This window comes from Mesorhizobium sp. CA4 (assembly GCF_020165075.1).
Lineage (GTDB): Bacteria > Pseudomonadota > Alphaproteobacteria > Rhizobiales > Rhizobiaceae > Mesorhizobium.
Genome location: NZ_JAIUHK010000024.1, coordinates 13,332 through 29,888, shown reverse-complemented (window position 1 = coordinate 29,888; position 16,557 = coordinate 13,332). Strand labels below are relative to the sequence as shown.

At 63.0% G+C, this 16,557-nt stretch carries 14 protein-coding genes and 1 pseudogene; 6 read left to right on the top strand and 9 right to left on the bottom strand.

The window, feature by feature from the left end:
• Positions 1-84: 84 nt before the first annotated feature.
• The 4 genes from LB528_RS19580 to LB528_RS19565 form a co-directional block, all read right to left on the bottom strand.
• On the bottom strand, positions 85-1,620 hold the full coding sequence (locus tag LB528_RS19580) for an undecaprenyl-phosphate glucose phosphotransferase (protein ID WP_224715985.1): 1,536 nt from the start codon (positions 1,618-1,620) through the stop codon (positions 85-87).
• A gap of 97 nt (positions 1,621-1,717) precedes the next feature.
• Positions 1,718-2,848: a glycosyltransferase gene (locus LB528_RS19575; RefSeq protein ID WP_224715984.1), complete on the bottom strand. Its 1,131-nt coding sequence runs from the start codon at positions 2,846-2,848 to the stop codon at positions 1,718-1,720.
• Between the two features lie 10 nt (positions 2,849-2,858).
• Entirely contained in the window at positions 2,859-3,422 is a 564-nt protein-coding gene (locus LB528_RS19570; RefSeq protein ID WP_224715983.1) for a polysaccharide biosynthesis/export family protein, read from the bottom strand.
• Between the two features lie 65 nt (positions 3,423-3,487).
• The gene (locus LB528_RS19565) at positions 3,488-3,748 is read right to left on the bottom strand and encodes a hypothetical protein (protein ID WP_224509287.1); all 261 of its coding nucleotides are present in this window, start codon (positions 3,746-3,748) and stop codon (positions 3,488-3,490) included.
• A 203-nt stretch (positions 3,749-3,951) separates the two neighbouring features.
• On the opposite strand from LB528_RS19565, the gene LB528_RS19560 reads away from it, so the two are divergent.
• Positions 3,952-5,226, top strand: a complete 1,275-nt coding sequence (locus LB528_RS19560; protein ID WP_224715982.1) for an acyltransferase family protein — start codon at positions 3,952-3,954, stop codon at positions 5,224-5,226.
• Here LB528_RS19560 and LB528_RS19555 read toward each other — a convergent pair.
• Positions 5,175-5,399: a hypothetical protein gene (locus LB528_RS19555; protein WP_224715981.1), complete on the bottom strand. Its 225-nt coding sequence runs from the start codon at positions 5,397-5,399 to the stop codon at positions 5,175-5,177. The genes LB528_RS19560 and LB528_RS19555 overlap by 52 nt on opposite strands.
• Before the next feature lie 299 nt (positions 5,400-5,698).
• Here LB528_RS19555 and LB528_RS19550 point away from each other — a divergent pair, with 299 nt between their 5' ends.
• A complete protein-coding gene (locus LB528_RS19550; RefSeq protein ID WP_224715980.1) occupies positions 5,699-7,939 on the top strand; it encodes a GumC family protein in 2,241 nt (746 codons plus the stop codon).
• Between the two features lie 58 nt (positions 7,940-7,997).
• Here the strand turns inward: LB528_RS19550 and LB528_RS19545 are convergent, their stop codons facing one another.
• Positions 7,998-9,227, bottom strand: coding sequence for a GNAT family N-acetyltransferase (locus tag LB528_RS19545; protein ID WP_224715979.1), 1,230 nt, complete (start codon positions 9,225-9,227; stop codon positions 7,998-8,000).
• A 90-nt stretch (positions 9,228-9,317) separates the two neighbouring features.
• Between LB528_RS19545 and LB528_RS19540 the strand changes: the two genes are divergently transcribed.
• Positions 9,318-10,376, top strand: coding sequence for a polysaccharide deacetylase family protein (locus tag LB528_RS19540; protein ID WP_318012328.1), 1,059 nt, complete (start codon positions 9,318-9,320; stop codon positions 10,374-10,376).
• 53 nt (positions 10,377-10,429) lie between these two features.
• On the opposite strand, the gene LB528_RS19535 is transcribed toward LB528_RS19540, so the two are convergent.
• Entirely contained in the window at positions 10,430-10,645 is a 216-nt protein-coding gene (locus tag LB528_RS19535; protein WP_224509300.1) for a DUF2842 domain-containing protein, read from the bottom strand.
• A 151-nt stretch (positions 10,646-10,796) separates the two neighbouring features.
• Between LB528_RS19535 and LB528_RS19530 the strand changes: the two genes are divergently transcribed.
• Positions 10,797-11,888, top strand: coding sequence for a COX15/CtaA family protein (locus LB528_RS19530; protein ID WP_224509302.1), 1,092 nt, complete (start codon positions 10,797-10,799; stop codon positions 11,886-11,888).
• A gap of 187 nt (positions 11,889-12,075) precedes the next feature.
• Here the strand turns inward: LB528_RS19530 and argC are convergent, their stop codons facing one another.
• Complete coding sequence (gene argC / locus LB528_RS19520; RefSeq protein ID WP_224509304.1) at positions 12,076-13,008, bottom strand: N-acetyl-gamma-glutamyl-phosphate reductase; 933 nt, start codon at positions 13,006-13,008, stop codon at positions 12,076-12,078.
• A gap of 23 nt (positions 13,009-13,031) precedes the next feature.
• The gene (gene speB, locus LB528_RS19515) at positions 13,032-14,039 is read right to left on the bottom strand and encodes an agmatinase (RefSeq protein WP_224509307.1); all 1,008 of its coding nucleotides are present in this window, start codon (positions 14,037-14,039) and stop codon (positions 13,032-13,034) included.
• Positions 14,040-14,163: 124 nt separating this feature from the next.
• On the opposite strand from speB, the gene LB528_RS19510 reads away from it, so the two are divergent.
• Together LB528_RS19510 and LB528_RS19505 are read left to right on the top strand one after the other, a co-directional pair.
• The gene (locus LB528_RS19510; protein WP_224509309.1) at positions 14,164-15,378 is read left to right on the top strand and encodes an acyltransferase family protein; all 1,215 of its coding nucleotides are present in this window, start codon (positions 14,164-14,166) and stop codon (positions 15,376-15,378) included.
• 83 nt (positions 15,379-15,461) lie between these two features.
• Positions 15,462-16,519, top strand: a pseudogene (locus LB528_RS19505) (glycerophosphodiester phosphodiesterase family protein).
• The last annotated feature ends 38 nt before the right edge of the window (positions 16,520-16,557 follow it).

Here is a 16,557-nt window from a genome sequence, read left to right as displayed (position 1 = left end):
TGACCGCCTGCGGCTGCAACTTGTTGACTGCCCGCGGCTGCAACTGGTTGACAGCCTGCGGTTGCAACTCATGGGCGATGGCGCTCAATAGGCGTTTTCCGTGTTGAGCAGGCGGATCGGCGTCAGGAACAGGATGCGCAGGTCGAACAGCATCGACCAGTTCTCGATGTAATAGAGGTCATATTCGGTGCGCATGCGGATCTTTTCGTTGGTGTCCATCTCGCCGCGCCAGCCGTTGATCTGCGCCCAGCCGGTGACGCCGGGCTTCACCTTGTGGCGGGCGAAATAGCCGTCGACCACTTCGTTGTAGAGCAGGTTGTGCGATTGCGCGGCGATTGCATGCGGGCGCGGCCCGACCAGCGACAGCGAACCGAAGAGCGAGTTGAAGAACTGCGGCAGCTCGTCGATCGAGGTCTTGCGGATGAAGCGGCCGACGCGGGTGACGCGCGGATCGTTCCTGGTCACCGTCTGCTTGGCGGTCGGATCGGACCGGTCGGTAAACATCGAGCGGAACTTGTAGACTTCGATGATCTCGTTGTTGAAGCCGTGCCGCTTCTGCTTGAACAGCACGGGACCCTTGCTGTCGAGCTTGATGGCGATCGCGGTGGCGAGCATCACCGGCGAAAAGAGGATAATGCCGACGAGCGAGAAGACAATGTCGAAGGCGCGCTTGGCGACCGAATCCCAGTCGTTGATCGGCTTGTCGAAGATGTCGAGCATCGGCACCGAGCCGATATAGGAATAGGCGCGGGGCCTGAACTGCAGCGCGTTCGAATGCGCAGAGAGCCGGATGTCGACCGGCAGCACCCAGAGCTTCTTCAGAAGTTGCAACACACGCGATTCAGCAGTCAGCGGCAGCGACACGATCAGCATGTCGATGCGCGCGATGCGGGCGAATTCGATGAGCTCCGAGATCGTGCCCAGCTTCGGATAGCCGGCGACGATCGGCGGCGAGCGCTTGTCGTTGCGGTCGTCGAAGATGCCGCAAATGCGGATGTCGTTGTAAGGTTGCTTCTCGACCGAGCGGATCAACTGCTCGGCCGCCTTGCCGCCGCCGACGATTAGGGCGCGGCGCTCCATGCGGCCGTCGCGCGCCCAGCGCCGGATGAGGCTGGACATCACGAGCCTCAGGCCGAAGATCAGCACGAAGCCGGCCAGGAACCACGTGCCGAACAGCAGGCGCGAATAGTCTTCCGACGCCTTGATGGCGAAGGCGGTGAGCGCCATCAGCGCGAAGCTCCCGGCCCAGACGAGCAGCACGCGGCCGAAATTGGCGACGGGGCGCATCAGCGCCGCGATCTGATAGCTGTCGGTGACGTCGAGCAGCACCACGGCCAGGAACGACGTCGCCGCGATAGCCAGTGGATATTGCCACGCCAGATAGTTGAAGAAGCCGACATAATAGAAATAGGCGCCGAGCCCCGACAGGAAGAGCACCGCGAACTCGAGCATGCGCAGCACGCCGCTGACCATGATCGGCGACATGGTATCGCGCCGGTATTGCGAAGCGACCTGGCGCGCCACATCGTTGATGCCGCCAGGCTTGTCGCCATCGGTGGGAGCCTCGTAGTTGCGCACCGCATCCATGGAAAAGCGGTGCGCGGGGTCGATCTCATTCATGGGAACTGTCCGCGAGCTTCGCGGAAGTGCATAGCAAAAGAGAGCTAAGAAACCCTTGAAACAACCGGTGGTTTTGGAGTTGTTGCGGCCCCGCGGCCTACTTGTTCAGCGCGGCGAAATAGGCCTTCTCGATCTCGGCGGCCATGACGTCCGCGCCGAATCGGGCCTTCAGCTCATCGGCTTGCGGCATCAGTTTTCGATAGCCGTCGAAGTCGCTGAGCGCCGTCCCCATTTTGGCAGCGAGCTGGGATGCGTCGGGGCGGATCAGGGCAGGGGAGTTTTCGCCAAAGATTTCCGGAATGCCGCCGACTGCGGTCGCGATCATCGGCATGCCGGCGGCCAAAGCCTCGAGCACGATATAGGGCATCGCCTCCGCGCGGGATGGCACCACGACCAGCTCGGCCAGAGCGAAAGCTTGTCTCGCCGGCATGGGCGGCAGGAATCGGACGTGGCTCTTCAGGCCGAGTCGCTCCACTTGCGCATGGTAGCGCGGCAGGTCGTCGCCGCCGCCGACCATTACGGCGCTCAACGAACGGCCTAATGCGCCGCCGGCCAAAGCCAGAGCATCGATGAAGATATCCGGACCTTTCAGATCGCGCATCATGCCGATGTATAGAAAATCGGCGGCATTCGCCTCCGTCGCCACAGGTTCGAATTCGGCGGCGCTCAGGCCGTTATAGACAAGCGTGTTGGGTATGGGCGGCTCGCCGACTTTGCGGCGATAGGTGCTGCGCTCATAATCGGAAACGAACAGCAGGCAGTCGGTGAAGCGCGCCATGAAGCGCTCCAGACCGAAGAACACCTTCCCCGTCGCCGTCGTTTCGTCATAGTGGAGAGAGCCACCATGCGGCGAATAGAGGCGGGCAACGCGGAACCTTGATACCCGCAACAGTGAGCCGAACAGCCGGGCATAGGCGCCACCCTTGGCGCCGTGCCCGTGCAGCACGTCCGGCCGCAATTCCTTGATGATTCGATAGGTGCGCCAGGCCGAGGCGAGGTCGCCCGGCCCGACATGGCGCTGCATCGGCGTGCGATGGATGCCGAGCGCGAGGCTGTCCTTCATCGCCTCGAACAGCCGCTCCTCATAGTCGCCGCCGGTGGTCGAGTCGCAGACGATTCCCACCGCATGGCCGGCGGCGACCTGCGCCTCGGTCAGGTCGCGCACATGCCGGAAGATTCCGCCGACAGGTGAGCGAAAGCAATGGACGATCCTGAGATTCACCGTCACGACGGATTTTTCAGAACAGGCGTTCGCGGACGTAGACGGTGTCGCCGGGCAGGAGCGGATCGGATGTCAGCACCCGTCCGGTCATCACCTTGCCGTTGATGTCGCGGGTGATGTCGACGCTCTCTTGATTGGCGCGCGGGGTGAAACCGCCGGCAATGGCGACCGCCTTTTGCACCGTGAGTCCCGGCACATAGGAATACTGGCCGGCAGCGCCCACTTCGCCCATGACGAAGATCGGCCGGTAGCGGTCGATTTCGACCGAAACATCAGGATCGCGCAGATAGCCTTGGCGCAGCTTGTCGGCGATCTCCTTTTCCAACTGCTGCGCGGTGTGGCCGCGCGCCGGCACCGCGCCGACCAGCGGGAAGGAGAGATAGCCAGACTGGTCGACGCTGTAGGTATTGGTCAATCCGTCCTGCTCGAACACCGTGACACGGACGCGATCGCCGGCGCCGAGCCGATAGGGCTGGTCGAGCACCTCGTGAAAGGCGGCGGGTGTCGGGCGGTAGCTCGAGCAACCGGAGAGCAGCGACAGGGCAAGCAAAGCGCGAAAGAGGGAAGCAGTGCTTTTCATGACCGGTCAGGAACCTTCATCGCTCTTGCCGCAAGCCGCGGCACAACCCCAGGAAAGTGCGACCGTTATCGTCCTGTTAGGGTTAATGGGCGGTAAAGGAGCTGGTCCGGGACCGCGTTCATGAACTCCGCGAAGCCGCGCTCCTTCAGCAGGTCGTAGCCGAGCGCCATCTGCATCGGGCCGTCAAGCAGTTCCTTGCCGGTGAGCCCGAGCTTCTTCTTCAGGCGCTGCAGCGTGGCGCGCATGAACTGCAGGAAGCCGGCGGCCGAGCTGCCGAACGCCCTGGTCCAGCGCGGCCCGGCCGCGATCACCTCGTCGATCGTCATCGAGGTCAGCGGCTTGGGCAGCTTGGCCTAGTTGTTGCCAACAGGTGTCGAAGCCGTGCGGCGCCTCGATGACGCCGATGAAAGCAAGCAGCATCGCCGCGCCCGAGGGAACGGTTTTGTCCATGAATAAACCTCTTTTATGGTTGTTTCGGCTGGGTTACTTCGGGTAAGAAGATCGCTACTTCCCCGGGTGGCATTCATCAGTGAATATTCAGCAAAAGCTAATAGATGCTGCTACAGCCTCGCGGCACCTTTATATCGCGCCTTTGGATGGCCTTCGTTTTCTTGCTTTCCTGGCGGTGTTTTTCCATCACATGCCACAGTTCACGCCTTCACTTTTTCTCACGACGGCCCACAATTATGGATGGGTCGGCGTCGAACTGTTCTTCCTGATATCGTCGTTCCTGTTCTTCCACCTGCTCGACGCCGAGTATGAGAGAGCAGGCTCGATCAATATCCGTAACTTCTACGTGCGCCGTCTCCTGCGCATATATCCGCTGATGATCGCTTTTGCCGTCACTATGCTGGCGATATACGGAAATCCTGACGGAAACGGCTATCTCCGCCTGGCAGGACTGGCTCTCTTCCTCGACAACGCAATCACTTGCTTTCGCGGCTACAACCTCTCCAGCCCCACGTCGCATCTCTGGACGCTCTCTTTCGAGTTCCAGATTTATCTCCTGATACCGTTCGTGTTCCTGGCTTATCGGCGGTTCGGCAAAGGGGCATTTCTGGCGGGGCTCGTCGGCGTCCTGGTCTATTGCTTCCTTGCCCGCATGCTGTTCTTCGCCCTCGACGTGAAGCACCCCGTCGTGTGGGTGACGCCCTTCCTGCGCCCGGAGTCCGTGCTCGCTGGCATGGCCCTTTACGTCATCAGGCCGCGCTGGCACTGGGGATTTTCCCTTGTCGGTTCAGCAGTGGCAGCAACGCTGTTTTTGTGCCTCACAGATCCCTGGAAATCGGCACTCGGATCGGCCTTCAGCTACCCGCTGGCTGCCGTTGCCTTCGCGGGATTGGTGGATTCCGGCCTGCGTGCGCCTTGGCTGGCCAGCATTCTTTCGACTTGGCCCATGCGATATCTGGGCCGCATATCCTACGGTCTTTACGTCTTCCACTACGTGCTCATCGTCTGCTCCGTGAGAAGAGCGACGATGATGCAAGGACACGCCATAGACCCCGCGAATTCGGCCGGAGATTATTGGCTGCTTTGGCTGGTCGCACTGACGCTGACGATCGCCGCCGCCAGCGTGAGCTACTATGCCTTCGAGAAATGGATAGCTCGATTCAAGCGCCGTTTTGAAAGCCAGTGGAATGCGATCAACCTGACGCCTGCGTCTGCTCGGCCTGCGCAAGTCGATCCGCCTGATTTGCGCACGGCGGCCCGCTACATCCGGATCGCTGCGCTGAATTTCAGCCAAGTTAGCAATCAAAGCGGCAGCCTTTCCAGGACGGGCGGGAAGCCCAATTCCGCCAAGTGAATATTCACTGCGGCAATCTGATCATCGACAGAACCAAGAGCATCCACTGCGGTCCGGTGAGGCTCAGAAAAAAGCACATTTCCGCCATCGTCGGTGATGACCTTGAGAAACTTTATATCGATAGAACCGTCGGCACAAAGCGTCGTTTGGTCAAGAACAGCAGTCTTTTGCATTGGAATCACCTTCCTTTTCTAGGAGACCGTGTAGAAGCCTGAACCATACAAGCGGACCGCGCTCGCGGTTGGCACTTCGCCGCCGGAAACGCTCCATGACAATGCCCGAGAGGTGGGCCGTCGGCGCAGGGAAAGAGACGTTGCCGCTGTAAACCGGATCGGCAAAAAGCCCAATTGTTCCATTGCTTTCGAGCAATCTTCTTTGAGTGCCCGCCAATAAGCATGCATTCCGATCTTAACGGGTGAGTTACCATAGTTGTTTACGGTCCATCCTCGATTCAAAGTTCGGAGCAGGATGCATGTCCGTTCAGTGCGCGGCCGCAGATGTCGATGTCGATCTGAGGCAGCTTTTCGCCAGCCTGGCTCGAAACTGGCTGCGCATTGTTCTCGTGACCCTCGTGGTCACCGGGCTTGCCTTCGCTTTGGCTTGGCTCGCGACGCCTTACTATAAGGCGACGGCCAAGCTGGAGATTGGCTCGCGCGAATCGGAATACACCCGGCCGCCGGGCACCAATGACGACGAGAAGCCGATTCTCGACGAACAGGGCGTGGCCACCCAGGTCCAGATCATTTCCTCGCCCGACATCCTCAAGCAGGTGGCGAACAAGCTCAATCTGGACAAGCTGCCGGAGTTCGATGAAACGCTGAAGATGTCGGCGCTCGGGCGCGTACTCGTTCTTGTCGGCTTGAAAAGCGATCCCTTCGATATTCCGCCGGAAGAGCGCGTGCTGAATGCCATGCACGACAAGCTCAATGTCTATGCCGTTGAAAAGACGCGTGCGATCGCCATCGAATTTGCTTCGAAGGACCCCAAGCTTGCGGCGGCGATCGCGAATGGCATTGCCGACGCCTATATCGCCTCGAAGAGCGACGCCAAGCTCGAATCGAACGCCGCCGCCACCGACTTCCTGGCGCCGGAAATCGCCGACCTGCAGAACCGAGTGAAGGACGCCGAGGCAAAGGTCGCGGCCTTCCGAGCCCAGTCCGATCTTCTGATGGGCGGCAACAATGCGGTGCTTCCGACCCAGCAGCTCGCCGAACTGTCGAGCGAATTGTCGCGCGTGCGCGCCAGCCGCGCGGCAGCCGAGGCGAGCGCCGAGAGCGTGCGCCGGGCGCTGCAGAATGGCGGTTCGTTGGACAGCGTGCCGGAAGTCCTGTCCTCGGAGCTGATCCAGCGCCTGCGCGAGCGCCAGGTGGAGCTGCGGGCCAACATTGCCGATCTTTCCACGACCTTGCTCGACAACCATCCCCGCATTCGCGCGCTGAAGTCGCAGCTTGCCGACCTCGACGGCCAGATTCGCAATGAGGCCCAAAAGATCATCCGGGGGTTGTCGGCCCAGGCCCAGACAGCCAAGGCCCGCGAGGATCAGCTGATCGCGGACGTCAACACGTTGAAAGCCGCCGCGGCGCGAGCCGGCGAGCAGCAGGTGCAGTTGGACGCCTTGCAGCGCGACGCGAACGTCCAGCGCCAACAGCTTGAATCCTATATGGCAAGTTACAATGCGGTGGCCTCGCGCAAGGATCGCAGATACTCGCCCGTCGCGGCGAATCTGATCGCGCGGGCCCAGGTGCCGTCCCAGCCCTATTTCCCGAAGATCGGACCCATCACTGGGGCCGCCGCCGCCGCTTCGCTGCTGTTGATGGCGATCGGCACGCTGCTTGGCGAGTTGTTCTCGGGCCGCGCGATGCGTCCTGCCGCCGGCGCTCGTTTCACCGATATCGAGCAGGTGGCGATGCCTGCGGCCAGGGTGGAACCCATGATCGCCGAGGCACATGATGAGGATCGGGCTTTTGCGCCTTACGAGGACACCGCGGCAGGACATTCGATCGCGGAAGCGGAGCTCCCGAGACCGGCAGAGAGCGAGCCGGCGGAGGATCGCGCAGCCGCCATGGAGGCCTCCAAGCCGAGAGAATCGATGCCTGAACCAAGGCAATCCAGGCTCGGCGAGATGGATGTCGAAAAGGCTGCGGAGAAGCTGATCGCCTCAGGCGCCGCGCGTGCGATCTTCGTGTCGCCGGAAGGCGACGAGGCGGCCGCGTCCGCCGTGCTCGTGGCGCGCGAAGTATCCGACGCCGGCCTGCGCGTGTTGCTGCTCGATCTGACCGCGTCGGGCGCGGCGTCGCGGCCGATGCTGGATTCGAGCCTGTTCCCGGGCATCACCAATCTGCTCGCTTCCGAAGCGCAGTTCAGCGACGTCATCCATCCCGATCTCTATTCGGATGCGCATGTCATTCCGGTCGGCACCGCCGACCCGGTCCGCGCGATGCGCGCCGCCGACCGGCTGCCCATCATCATGCAATCGCTGACCACGGCCTACGACCTCGTCGTGGTCGAATGCGGCCCGGCCGATGCGCAGGCCATCAGCCGCCTGGTCGGCGACGGAACCGAAGTCTTCCTGTCGATGCTGGAAGCCGACGACCAGGTGACCCAGGCAGCGGTGAAGCTGATTGAGAACGGCTACCCGAATCTCATGCTGGTGACGCCGATCGGCCATGAACCGCCCGGAACGCCGGTGCCGGGCAGGCGGTCGGCCGCCTGAGCGTAGGGCGAAAGCGCGGCAGTGCTGAAGCAGCGCCGTCCGTTTCAAAGCGCGACGGTCAGTTATCGTCCTCGGCGGGAGCGGGCGCTGGCTGTCCGGCAGCCTTGCGGCGCAGCATCTTGGTCAGCTTCCAGATCGTCGGGTTAATCTTGATGAAGGCCTTCGCCCGCGCGCCTTGCCGCAGCCCTGTCGCCAGCGCCCGGCCCTTCAGCGTCAGCGGCGCAAGCACCTCGAAATGCTGGACCTCGATGTCGCACCAGAGCCGCTTGTAAGGCTCGTCGCCGACCGAGAAGTCATACACATCGAAGCCAAGCTCGCAGGCTTGCTGGATGTTGTCGAAGAACAGGAACTCGCCCGGGCTGGTGAAGGATAGATCGTCCTCGGCGATGGCGCCGAACTCGCAGATCAGCCGCTTGCCGGACCGGCTGGAGCCGGTCACCGAGCGCAGCTTGCCCGCCACATCCAGGCCGTGCAGCAGGAAGGGCGGCTTTTCCTCGGCCAGCGCATCGGCGAACAGCGCCCGGAAAAAGTCGCGTACTTGCCTGTCGCCGAAGACATTGGCGATGCCCATCTTGGCGAAACGCGCTTCCTTCATCTCGAAGAAGGCATCGAGCAGCCTGTCGACCTCCTCGCGGGTGCGGGCCTCAATGCGGCGGAAGGCGCCGACAGCCTCGAACTTGCGCGTCTGCGAGCGGTGCTTCTTGCGCTTGCGCTTGCCGCTCGCGCGTGACAGCAGCGCGTCGAACCCGCCGTCGAGATCGACCGCGAGAGCGAGGTTCGGACTTGGGAAACCGGGCAGCGCGGCGAGCGGGTTAGCGACGCCATCGAGGTCGGGCAGCAGCCTTTCCAGTGAGATCAGGTCGATATCCGGCCGCGTTCGGGCGATTGCCTTGAACATCGCGCGGATCGCAGGGCTGTCGATAGCGGGGAGGAGCCGCGGGTCAGCAGTGGCGAAATTGCCGTTGGCATGTCGACCGCCGGCGAAACGGGCAACCTTGAATGGGCCGCGTCGCACAACTTCCAGCGCCAAAGATAGCGCCGGGCGGCCATCGTAGGACAGCGTCGCGACAACCATGTCGGCGCCGGTCGCGGCCGCCCAGTTGCTGACCCAGGATGCGCTTTGCGCCGGCGCGAACAGCGCCGAGCCGCAGAATTGAACGTAGTCGGCAACGCCGGTGTCGTCGCTTGCGGTCGCAGTCCACCGGTCCTGGTCGGCTCGCACCGGGCGCGCGGAAGCCTCGTTGGCCGCGACCCGATTGCCGTCAAATGACGCGGTGGCGTCAACCATCCCTCAATCCTTAAGACGTATTGGTTGCAACCTGGGGTTCGCATAGGCGAATGTCGTGCTTGAATAAGCCTAGGCCCAAAAGGTGAAGGAATGATCGACGGGGACGATGCAATGCGGAAACTGGCGTTGAACCTTGCCCGCTACTCCGGTCTCGCACCGTTGGCGCGGCCGTTTGTCGGCGGCATCGGCGCTGTCCTGATGCTGCACCGTGTCACCGCGACACCGGAGAAGCCGAACAGCTTCAATCGGCACCTGAACATCGCTCCCGCCTTCCTCGACAGGCTGATCGCGGACATGAAGGGGCGCGGTTATGCCTTTGTTTCCCTTGATGAAGCGATCGAACGCATCAAGGTGGGTGGCAAAGGCGGCCAGTTCGCGACAATCACCGCGGACGACGCCTATCGCGACAACATGACCGAGGCGCTTCCGATCCTGGAACAGCACGGCGCGCCGATTACTATTTACGTCGCCCCCGGCCTGATCGACGGCGCCGTCGATCTCTGGTGGGACCTGATCGAGGACATCGTCGACACCAGTTCGCGCCTGACGCTGACGATGGCGGGCAAGCCGACCGTGATCGATTGCTCGACACAAGGCCGAAAAATCCAGGCCGTCGCGCGGCTGAACGCCTGGCTGACGTCGGAAGTCCCCGAGGAAGAGCAGGGCCCTACGCTGCGTGAACTGGCCCGTTCGAACGGCTATGAATTCGGCACAGGCCGCCCATGCACCTTGATGAGCTGGGATGAGCTTCGCACCATGGCCGCCCATCCGCTGGTGACCATCGGCGCGCACACCGTCAATCATCGGAACTTGAAGCGGCTGTCCGAATCGGATGCGCGCCATGAGATCGGCGATGTCCGCCGCATCCTCAAGGAAAAGCTCGGCGAGGAGCCGCGTCATCTGGCTTACCCTTATGGCTATGCCAGCGCCGTCAGCTGCCGCGAAGTGGGCTTTGCCCGCGACGCAGCCTATGCCTCGGCGGTGACCACGCGGCACGGTGTACTGCGTGCCGAGCATGCCGGTTTCCTGCACGCGCTGCCCCGCATCTCCGTCAACGGCCGATATCAGAGCGTGGCGCATATCCGCACGATGCTGTCCGGCATCACGACGCCGCTGGCCAATGCCGGCAAGATGGTCGTCACGATCTGAAGTCTGCCTCGCTCTGCGCCTTGGTCGGTACCATGACGTGACGCCTGTGAGGATCAGCCCTTCGGGCGCGGCTCGATGATCAGCCATTTAATGATGGCCATGGCCGGCAGAACCCAGAGAAAGCCGCTGAGCAGGAAGAACAGGAGATGCGACATAGGCCCGTATTCGGCAAGCCTGGTGACCGCGACGGCGGAGGCGATCAGCGCGTAGATGACGACCAGCGCCACCAGCAATATGGTTCCGATCAGCTTTTTCAGGCGAATGGGCATGTAGCGGTTCCGTTGACCCGCCCCGCTTAGGCCGAATGACGAGAGCGCGCAACCGTCCCGGCCCGGCGCGACGGCGTGCCGCGCTGTCCAGTCTTGCCAGTTGAGCGGCCTTGGTCCACCAATCGCGCGTTTCAACCGCCGGGAAAGCGAAATGGCTGCCATCACCGCCACAGCCCCCTATGCTGCACGCGACCGCAACCGCCACAACCGCGCTTTGGTGCGCGGCTGGCTCTACGTCGTACTGCTCGTGCTGTTCGCGCTGGTGCTGGTCGGCGGTTCCACTCGTCTCACCGGCTCCGGGCTGTCGATCACTGAGTGGCAGCCGATACACGGCGTCATCCCACCGCTCAACGACGCCGAATGGCAGGAAGAGTTCCAGCGCTATCAGCAGATCCCGCAATATACCGAGATCAACAAGGGCATGAGCGTCGAGGACTTCAAGTCGATCTTCTGGTGGGAGTGGGCGCACCGCGTCCTGGCGCGCAGCGTCGGCGTGGTCTTTGCCTTGCCGCTGCTGTTCTTCTGGGCGACGCGCCGCATCGAACGCGGCCTCGGGCTGAAGCTCCTCGGCATCCTTCTGCTCGGCGGACTGCAAGGCGCCATCGGCTGGTGGATGGTGGCTTCGGGCCTGGCCGACCGTATCTCGGTCAGCCAATACAGGCTGGCGACGCATCTGACGCTCGCCGCGCTAATCTTCACCGCCACCATGGTGGTCGCGCGCGGGCTGGCGCCGCACTCCGAGCCCGCCGCCGACCGGTCGACGCAGCGGCTCGCGGGCTTCATCGTGCTTTTGGCGCTGATCCAGATCTATCTCGGTGGGCTCGTCGCCGGGCTGCACGCGGGCCTTTCCTACAACACATGGCCGCTTATGGACGGAAAGGTGATCCCCTCCGATCTGCTTCTCCTGAAGCCCGCCTGGCTGAACTTCTTTGAAAATCCGAAGACCGTGCAGTTCGTCCACCGGCTAGGCGCCTATACGATCTTTGTCGTGGCGCTCTGGCATATGATCGCGACGTGGCGGCACCAGCCCGGCACCACCCATGCCCGCCGGGCCACGCTTCTGTTCGCGCTGGTGGTCGTCCAGGCCTCGATTGGCATCGGCACGCTATTGATGCAGGTGCCGCTGCACATGGCGTTGATGCATCAGGCGATCGCGCTTGTGTTGCTCGGCTTCGCCGCCGCGCACTGGCGCGGCACCAAAGGCGCTTATCCGTTGCCGACGAAGGTGAGCGTCAGGAGCTGAGGCCGATCTTTCGAACGGCATCGGCGACGGCCAGTTCGCGGTTCTCGTCGACCGCATTCTTGTCCTCGCGATGCCAAGGGGCTGACAGGCAGCCATAGGCGATGCATGGTCAAGAATGGCGCGTGGCGGCTGTCCGAATGAGTTCGGGAGCGCTGACCTTCCAGCACTCGGGAAATGCCTGCATTACTCAGTGCTTGATGCCGAGCATCAGGTCCAGGTTCTGCACCGCGGCGCCGGACGCGCCCTTGCCGAGATTGTCGTAGACGGCCATCAGCAGTGCCTGCGCCCTTTCGTCATTGGCGAACACATAGACCTTCATCCGGTTGGTGCCGTTATAGACCTCCGGATCGATCTCCGGCATGCGCTCTATGTGGGTGTAGGGCGCGACCTCGACCACGCCGCCATCGATCGACGCATAATGGTCGGCAATCGCCGCGTGAAGCTCGGCGCCGGTCGGAACGCGGTCGAGACCGCCGAGCTGCAGCGGCACCACGGTGATCATGCCCTGCGCGAAATTACCCACCGCCGGCTGCATGATCGGGTCGTGCGACAGCTTTGCATAGGTGCGGAGCTCCGGCACATGCTTGTGCTGCAGCGTCAGCCCGTAGGGCAGGAACTCGGGCGCGTCCTCGCCCTTGCTGACATAATCCTCGATCATCGGCCGACCGCCGCCGGAATAACCGGAAATGCCGTTAACGGTGATTGGGAAGTCGGCAGGCAGCAGGCCGGCCGCAACCAGTGGCCGCAGCGTCGCGATCGGCCCCTGCGGCCAGCAGCCCGGATTCGCGATGCGTTTCGCGCTGGCGATCTTCTTCGCCTGGTCCTTGTCCATTTCAGCGAAGCCATATTCCCAACCTTCAGCCACCCGATGCGCGGTCGAGGCGTCGATGACCTTGGTCGTATCGTTCGCAATCAGCGACACGCTTTCCTTGGCCGCCGCATCCGGCAGGCAAAGGATCGCGACATCGGCGGCATTGAGGAATTCAGCCCTAGCTGCGGCTTCCTTGCGGCGGTCGGCGGGAATGGAGATGATCTCCAGGTCGCCGCGATCGGCAAGCAGCGCCCTGATCTGCAGGCCTGTCGTGCCATGCTCGCCGTCAATGAAGATTTTCGGTTTCATCGGTTGCCAAATTCCTTGCGATCTCAGGCCTGTATGCCGTGCGCGTTTTGTAGGACGGCATGGGTGCCGTTGTTCAGATCCTCGAGCCGCACCTTTCGTTCGGCCACGAGGCCCAGATAGTGCATGGCGATCATCGATCCAGCGATCGCCGTAATATCGGCATGGTCGTAGGCAGGCGCAACCTCGACGACGTCGGCGCCGACGATATCGACCTGGCCGAGCTGGCGCAGCGTCGAGAGCATCTTGGCAGATGATGGACCGCCGGCAACCGGCGTGCCGGTGCCTGGCGCGAAGGCCGGGTCGAGGCAGTCGATGTCAAAGGTGAGATAGGTCTTTCTGCCGCCAGTCCGGTCAACGATCGCGTAGGCAATATCCGACGCCCGCATCTCCTCGACCTCATGGCCGTAGAGGATCTTGATGCCGAACGTGTCGGGCGCATGCGTGCGGATGCCGATCTGAATCGAGCGATCCGGGTCGATGATGCCCTCCTTCACCGCACGGGCGACGAAGGAGCCATGATCGATGCGCTTGCCGTCATCCGGCCAGGTGTCCTGATGCGCGTCGAACTGAACGAGCGCCAACGGCCCATGGATCGCGGCATGCGCCTTGAGCAGCGGCCAGGTGACGAAATGATCGCCGCCGAGCGTCAGAAGGAACGCGCCCGATCTCAGGATCTTCGCCGCCTCGCGCTCGATCGCGCCGGGGGTCTTCTGATGGTTGCCGCTGTCAAGCAGGCAATCGCCATAGTCGACCACCGCGAGCGGTTCGAACAGGTCGCGAGAGAAAGGGTATTGCGGATCGTTCTCGAGGATCGCCGAGGCGCGGCGGATCGCCTGCGGCCCGAAGCGGGCGCCCGGCCGGTTGGTGACTGCCGCGTCAAAGGGAATTCCCCACACGACAGCGTCCGCACCCTTCACGTCCTTGGTGTATTTGCGCCGCATGAACGACAGCGCACCGGAATAGGCTGGCTCAAGTGCCGCCCCCGTTTTCGAACGGGCGGTGAAGGCGTGGTCGATCTCTTTGTTCGCCATTGCGGGTCCTCGGTTTTCATCGGGCAGCCACAACTACAGAACCGGCACGCAACATGCCAGTCACGGCATGCGGAAAGGAAGCGGCGCACGGCGAGTGCCACGGCAACACAGGATTTGTATCATTATGGCTGAGACGGCCTTGCTTAACCTTGCGCCCGCGCCCGCGGCGACCCGAGTCGGCACGATGGCCGGCGAGCGCTTCCTGGTGCTGGATTCCTGGCGCGGCATCTGCGCGCTGCTGGTGGCGCTGTTCCACTTTCCGACCACCTCGATGATTTCGCAAAGCGCCTTTGTCGGCGGCTCCTATCTGTTCGTCGATTTCTTCTTCGTGCTCTCCGGCTTCGTCATCGCCAGCGCCTATGGCAGCCGGCTGAACGCGCAGGACGACCTTGCCCGGTTCGCACTGGTGCGCTTCGGCCGCATCTACCCGCTGCATGTTCTGATGCTTGCTGCATTTGCCGGCTTCGAGGCGCTGCGGCTCGTCCTGCCGGCCCTGCACGGAACGGGTCCCGCGCCCTTCACCGCTGGTTTCGACTTGAAAAGCCTCGTCGCCAACCTCTTCCTTCTGCAAGGCATGGGGATCGAGGATCATCTGAGCTGGAATGCGCCGAGCTGGAGCATCTCGGCCGAGTTCTTCACCTATCTGCTTTTCGCCGCCGTCGTGTTCACCGCCGGCCAGCGTGCCTGGACATGGCTCGTCGCCGCAGCCGTGACGGCGCCGCTTTTCCTGCTCGCGGTCTCGACGCGTCATATGGACGTGTCCTTCGATTTCGGCTTCATCCGCTGTCTTTACGGCTTCTCGCTCGGCGCGCTGCTTGCCTGGTTTCAGCACGATTCCATTGCAGAGGCGCGACAGGCGCTGAGCGGCGGGGCAGGGCGCCTCGCCTGGACGCTGGCCGAGCTGGCGATGATCGTCGTGATCGCGCTGTTCGTTTCGGTGGCGGGAACGAATGACGCCGGCATTGCCGCGCCAGTCGTCTTCGCTCTGGCGCTTTATCTTTTTGCGCATGAGGGCGGGTGGGTCAGCGTGGCCTTGCGCAGCCGGCCGATGCTGCTGCTCGGCTCGCTCTCTTATTCGATCTACATGGTCCACATCTTCGTACAGGCCCGCATGATCAATGTCGGCGGCCTGATCGAACGCAAGCTCGGGCTCGGCATCGTCGGCGACCTGGTGCTGCGCGGCGACCATGCGACCGGCTTCGGAACCGGCTCGCCCTGGATAGGTTTCGCGGCTTTGGGCGCGATGTTGGTCGCCGTCATCGCCGCGTCCTGGTTCACGTGGCGCTTCGTCGAAATGCCGGCGCTGGCCTGGTTCCGGCGCCTTTCGAAGCGGATCTAATCCAAAAACTAGCCGGCTTCGTTCACTGCCCTGTCATGGGCATCGCCTAACCGGGTCCCAACCCGGAACGGAGCGATTCCCCGATGCGAACACTCTGGCTGAGCCTTGCCTTTTCCGCCGCCCTTGCCACTGCTGCGGGGCAAAGCTTAGCCGGTGAAAGCCGGGCTAGCCAAATCCTCGGCCGCTTCGAGCATGCCAATCAGTGGCGCGATCATGTGATGATCGCCGCGCACCGCGCAGGCAGCATGCAGGCCGGCAAGACGCTCTACGCCGAGAATTCGCTGGCGGCGGTCGAAAGCTCGATCGCCATCGGCGCCGAGATCGTCGAAGTCGATGTGAGGCGCGCGAAAGACGGCGCGTTCGTCATCATGCATGACAGCTGGCTAGACAGGACGACCACGTGCAAGGGCGAAGTGGCGAGCTACACGCTTGCCGAGTTGAAGAAATGCCGGCTGGTCATCGAGGGCACGGGCGCCGTCACCAATGAGACGGTGTCGACGCTGCGCGAGATGCTGCTGACGACCAGGGACAGGATCCTGATCAATCTCGACAACAAGCTGGAGGTGACGGACCTGCCTGGCATGATCGCGGAGGCGCGCGATCTCGGCATGGCCGATCAGGTGATCGTCAAAGAGAGCCTCTGGAACCGGCAGCGCGTCGATGCCGCGAGCGCAGCACTTGCCAAGGCCGGCGGCGGCTTCCAGTTCATGCCGATCCTCGCCGACGACGCCGTGCATGACGCCGCCTTCGCCGGCGAGGTCGACAAGGCGTTTGCACCGCGCGCATGGAATTGATCACCTGGCGCAACGGCGCCGAGACGCTGACGCCGACCGGCGGCCCGCTGTTCAGCACCCAAATGCGGGCGGAAGCGGCCCGCGGCGACTGGCACCTTTGGGCCGACACCTATGCGATCGTCAACAAGTCGGGAGGCTTCCTCGCCGGCGGGCGCGGCGACGAGCTTGCCGTCGCCGCCGGCCTGCCACGCGAAGCTTGGGGTTTCTGGGTCGATCATGGTGCCACCATCATCCAGACCGACGAGCCGAAAGCGGCGATCGAGTGGCTGGCGGCCAATGGCTATCGCGTGCCTTATGCGACGGGCATCAAGCAGGCTGAGCCGGCGCATACGGCGAGTATCAATTAGCTGGCGTTGGCGCTTCACCCCGCCCGGCGCTTCGCGCC

What these genes read in the sequence shown, in the direction of transcription:
- LB528_RS19555 (WP_224715981.1), bottom strand. Translation starts at nt 5,399, where the DNA reads ATGCAAAAGACTGCTGTTCTTGACCAAACGACGCTTTGTGCCGACGGT.
- LB528_RS19565 (WP_224509287.1), bottom strand. Translation starts at nt 3,748, where the DNA reads ATGACGATCGACGAGGTGATCGCGGCCGGGCCGCGCTGGACCAGGGCG.
- LB528_RS19510 (WP_224509309.1), top strand. Translation starts at nt 14,164, where the DNA reads ATGGCTGAGACGGCCTTGCTTAACCTTGCGCCCGCGCCCGCGGCGACC.
- LB528_RS19540 (WP_318012328.1), top strand. Translation starts at nt 9,318, where the DNA reads ATGATCGACGGGGACGATGCAATGCGGAAACTGGCGTTGAACCTTGCC.
- LB528_RS19545 (WP_224715979.1), bottom strand. Translation starts at nt 9,227, where the DNA reads ATGGTTGACGCCACCGCGTCATTTGACGGCAATCGGGTCGCGGCCAAC.
- LB528_RS19530 (WP_224509302.1), top strand. Translation starts at nt 10,797, where the DNA reads ATGGCTGCCATCACCGCCACAGCCCCCTATGCTGCACGCGACCGCAAC.
- argC (WP_224509304.1), bottom strand. Translation starts at nt 13,008, where the DNA reads ATGAAACCGAAAATCTTCATTGACGGCGAGCATGGCACGACAGGCCTG.
- LB528_RS19570 (WP_224715983.1), bottom strand. Translation starts at nt 3,422, where the DNA reads ATGAAAAGCACTGCTTCCCTCTTTCGCGCTTTGCTTGCCCTGTCGCTG.
- LB528_RS19550 (WP_224715980.1), top strand. Translation starts at nt 5,699, where the DNA reads ATGTCCGTTCAGTGCGCGGCCGCAGATGTCGATGTCGATCTGAGGCAG.
- speB (WP_224509307.1), bottom strand. Translation starts at nt 14,039, where the DNA reads ATGGCGAACAAAGAGATCGACCACGCCTTCACCGCCCGTTCGAAAACG.
- LB528_RS19535 (WP_224509300.1), bottom strand. Translation starts at nt 10,645, where the DNA reads ATGCCCATTCGCCTGAAAAAGCTGATCGGAACCATATTGCTGGTGGCG.
- LB528_RS19580 (WP_224715985.1), bottom strand. Translation starts at nt 1,620, where the DNA reads ATGAATGAGATCGACCCCGCGCACCGCTTTTCCATGGATGCGGTGCGC.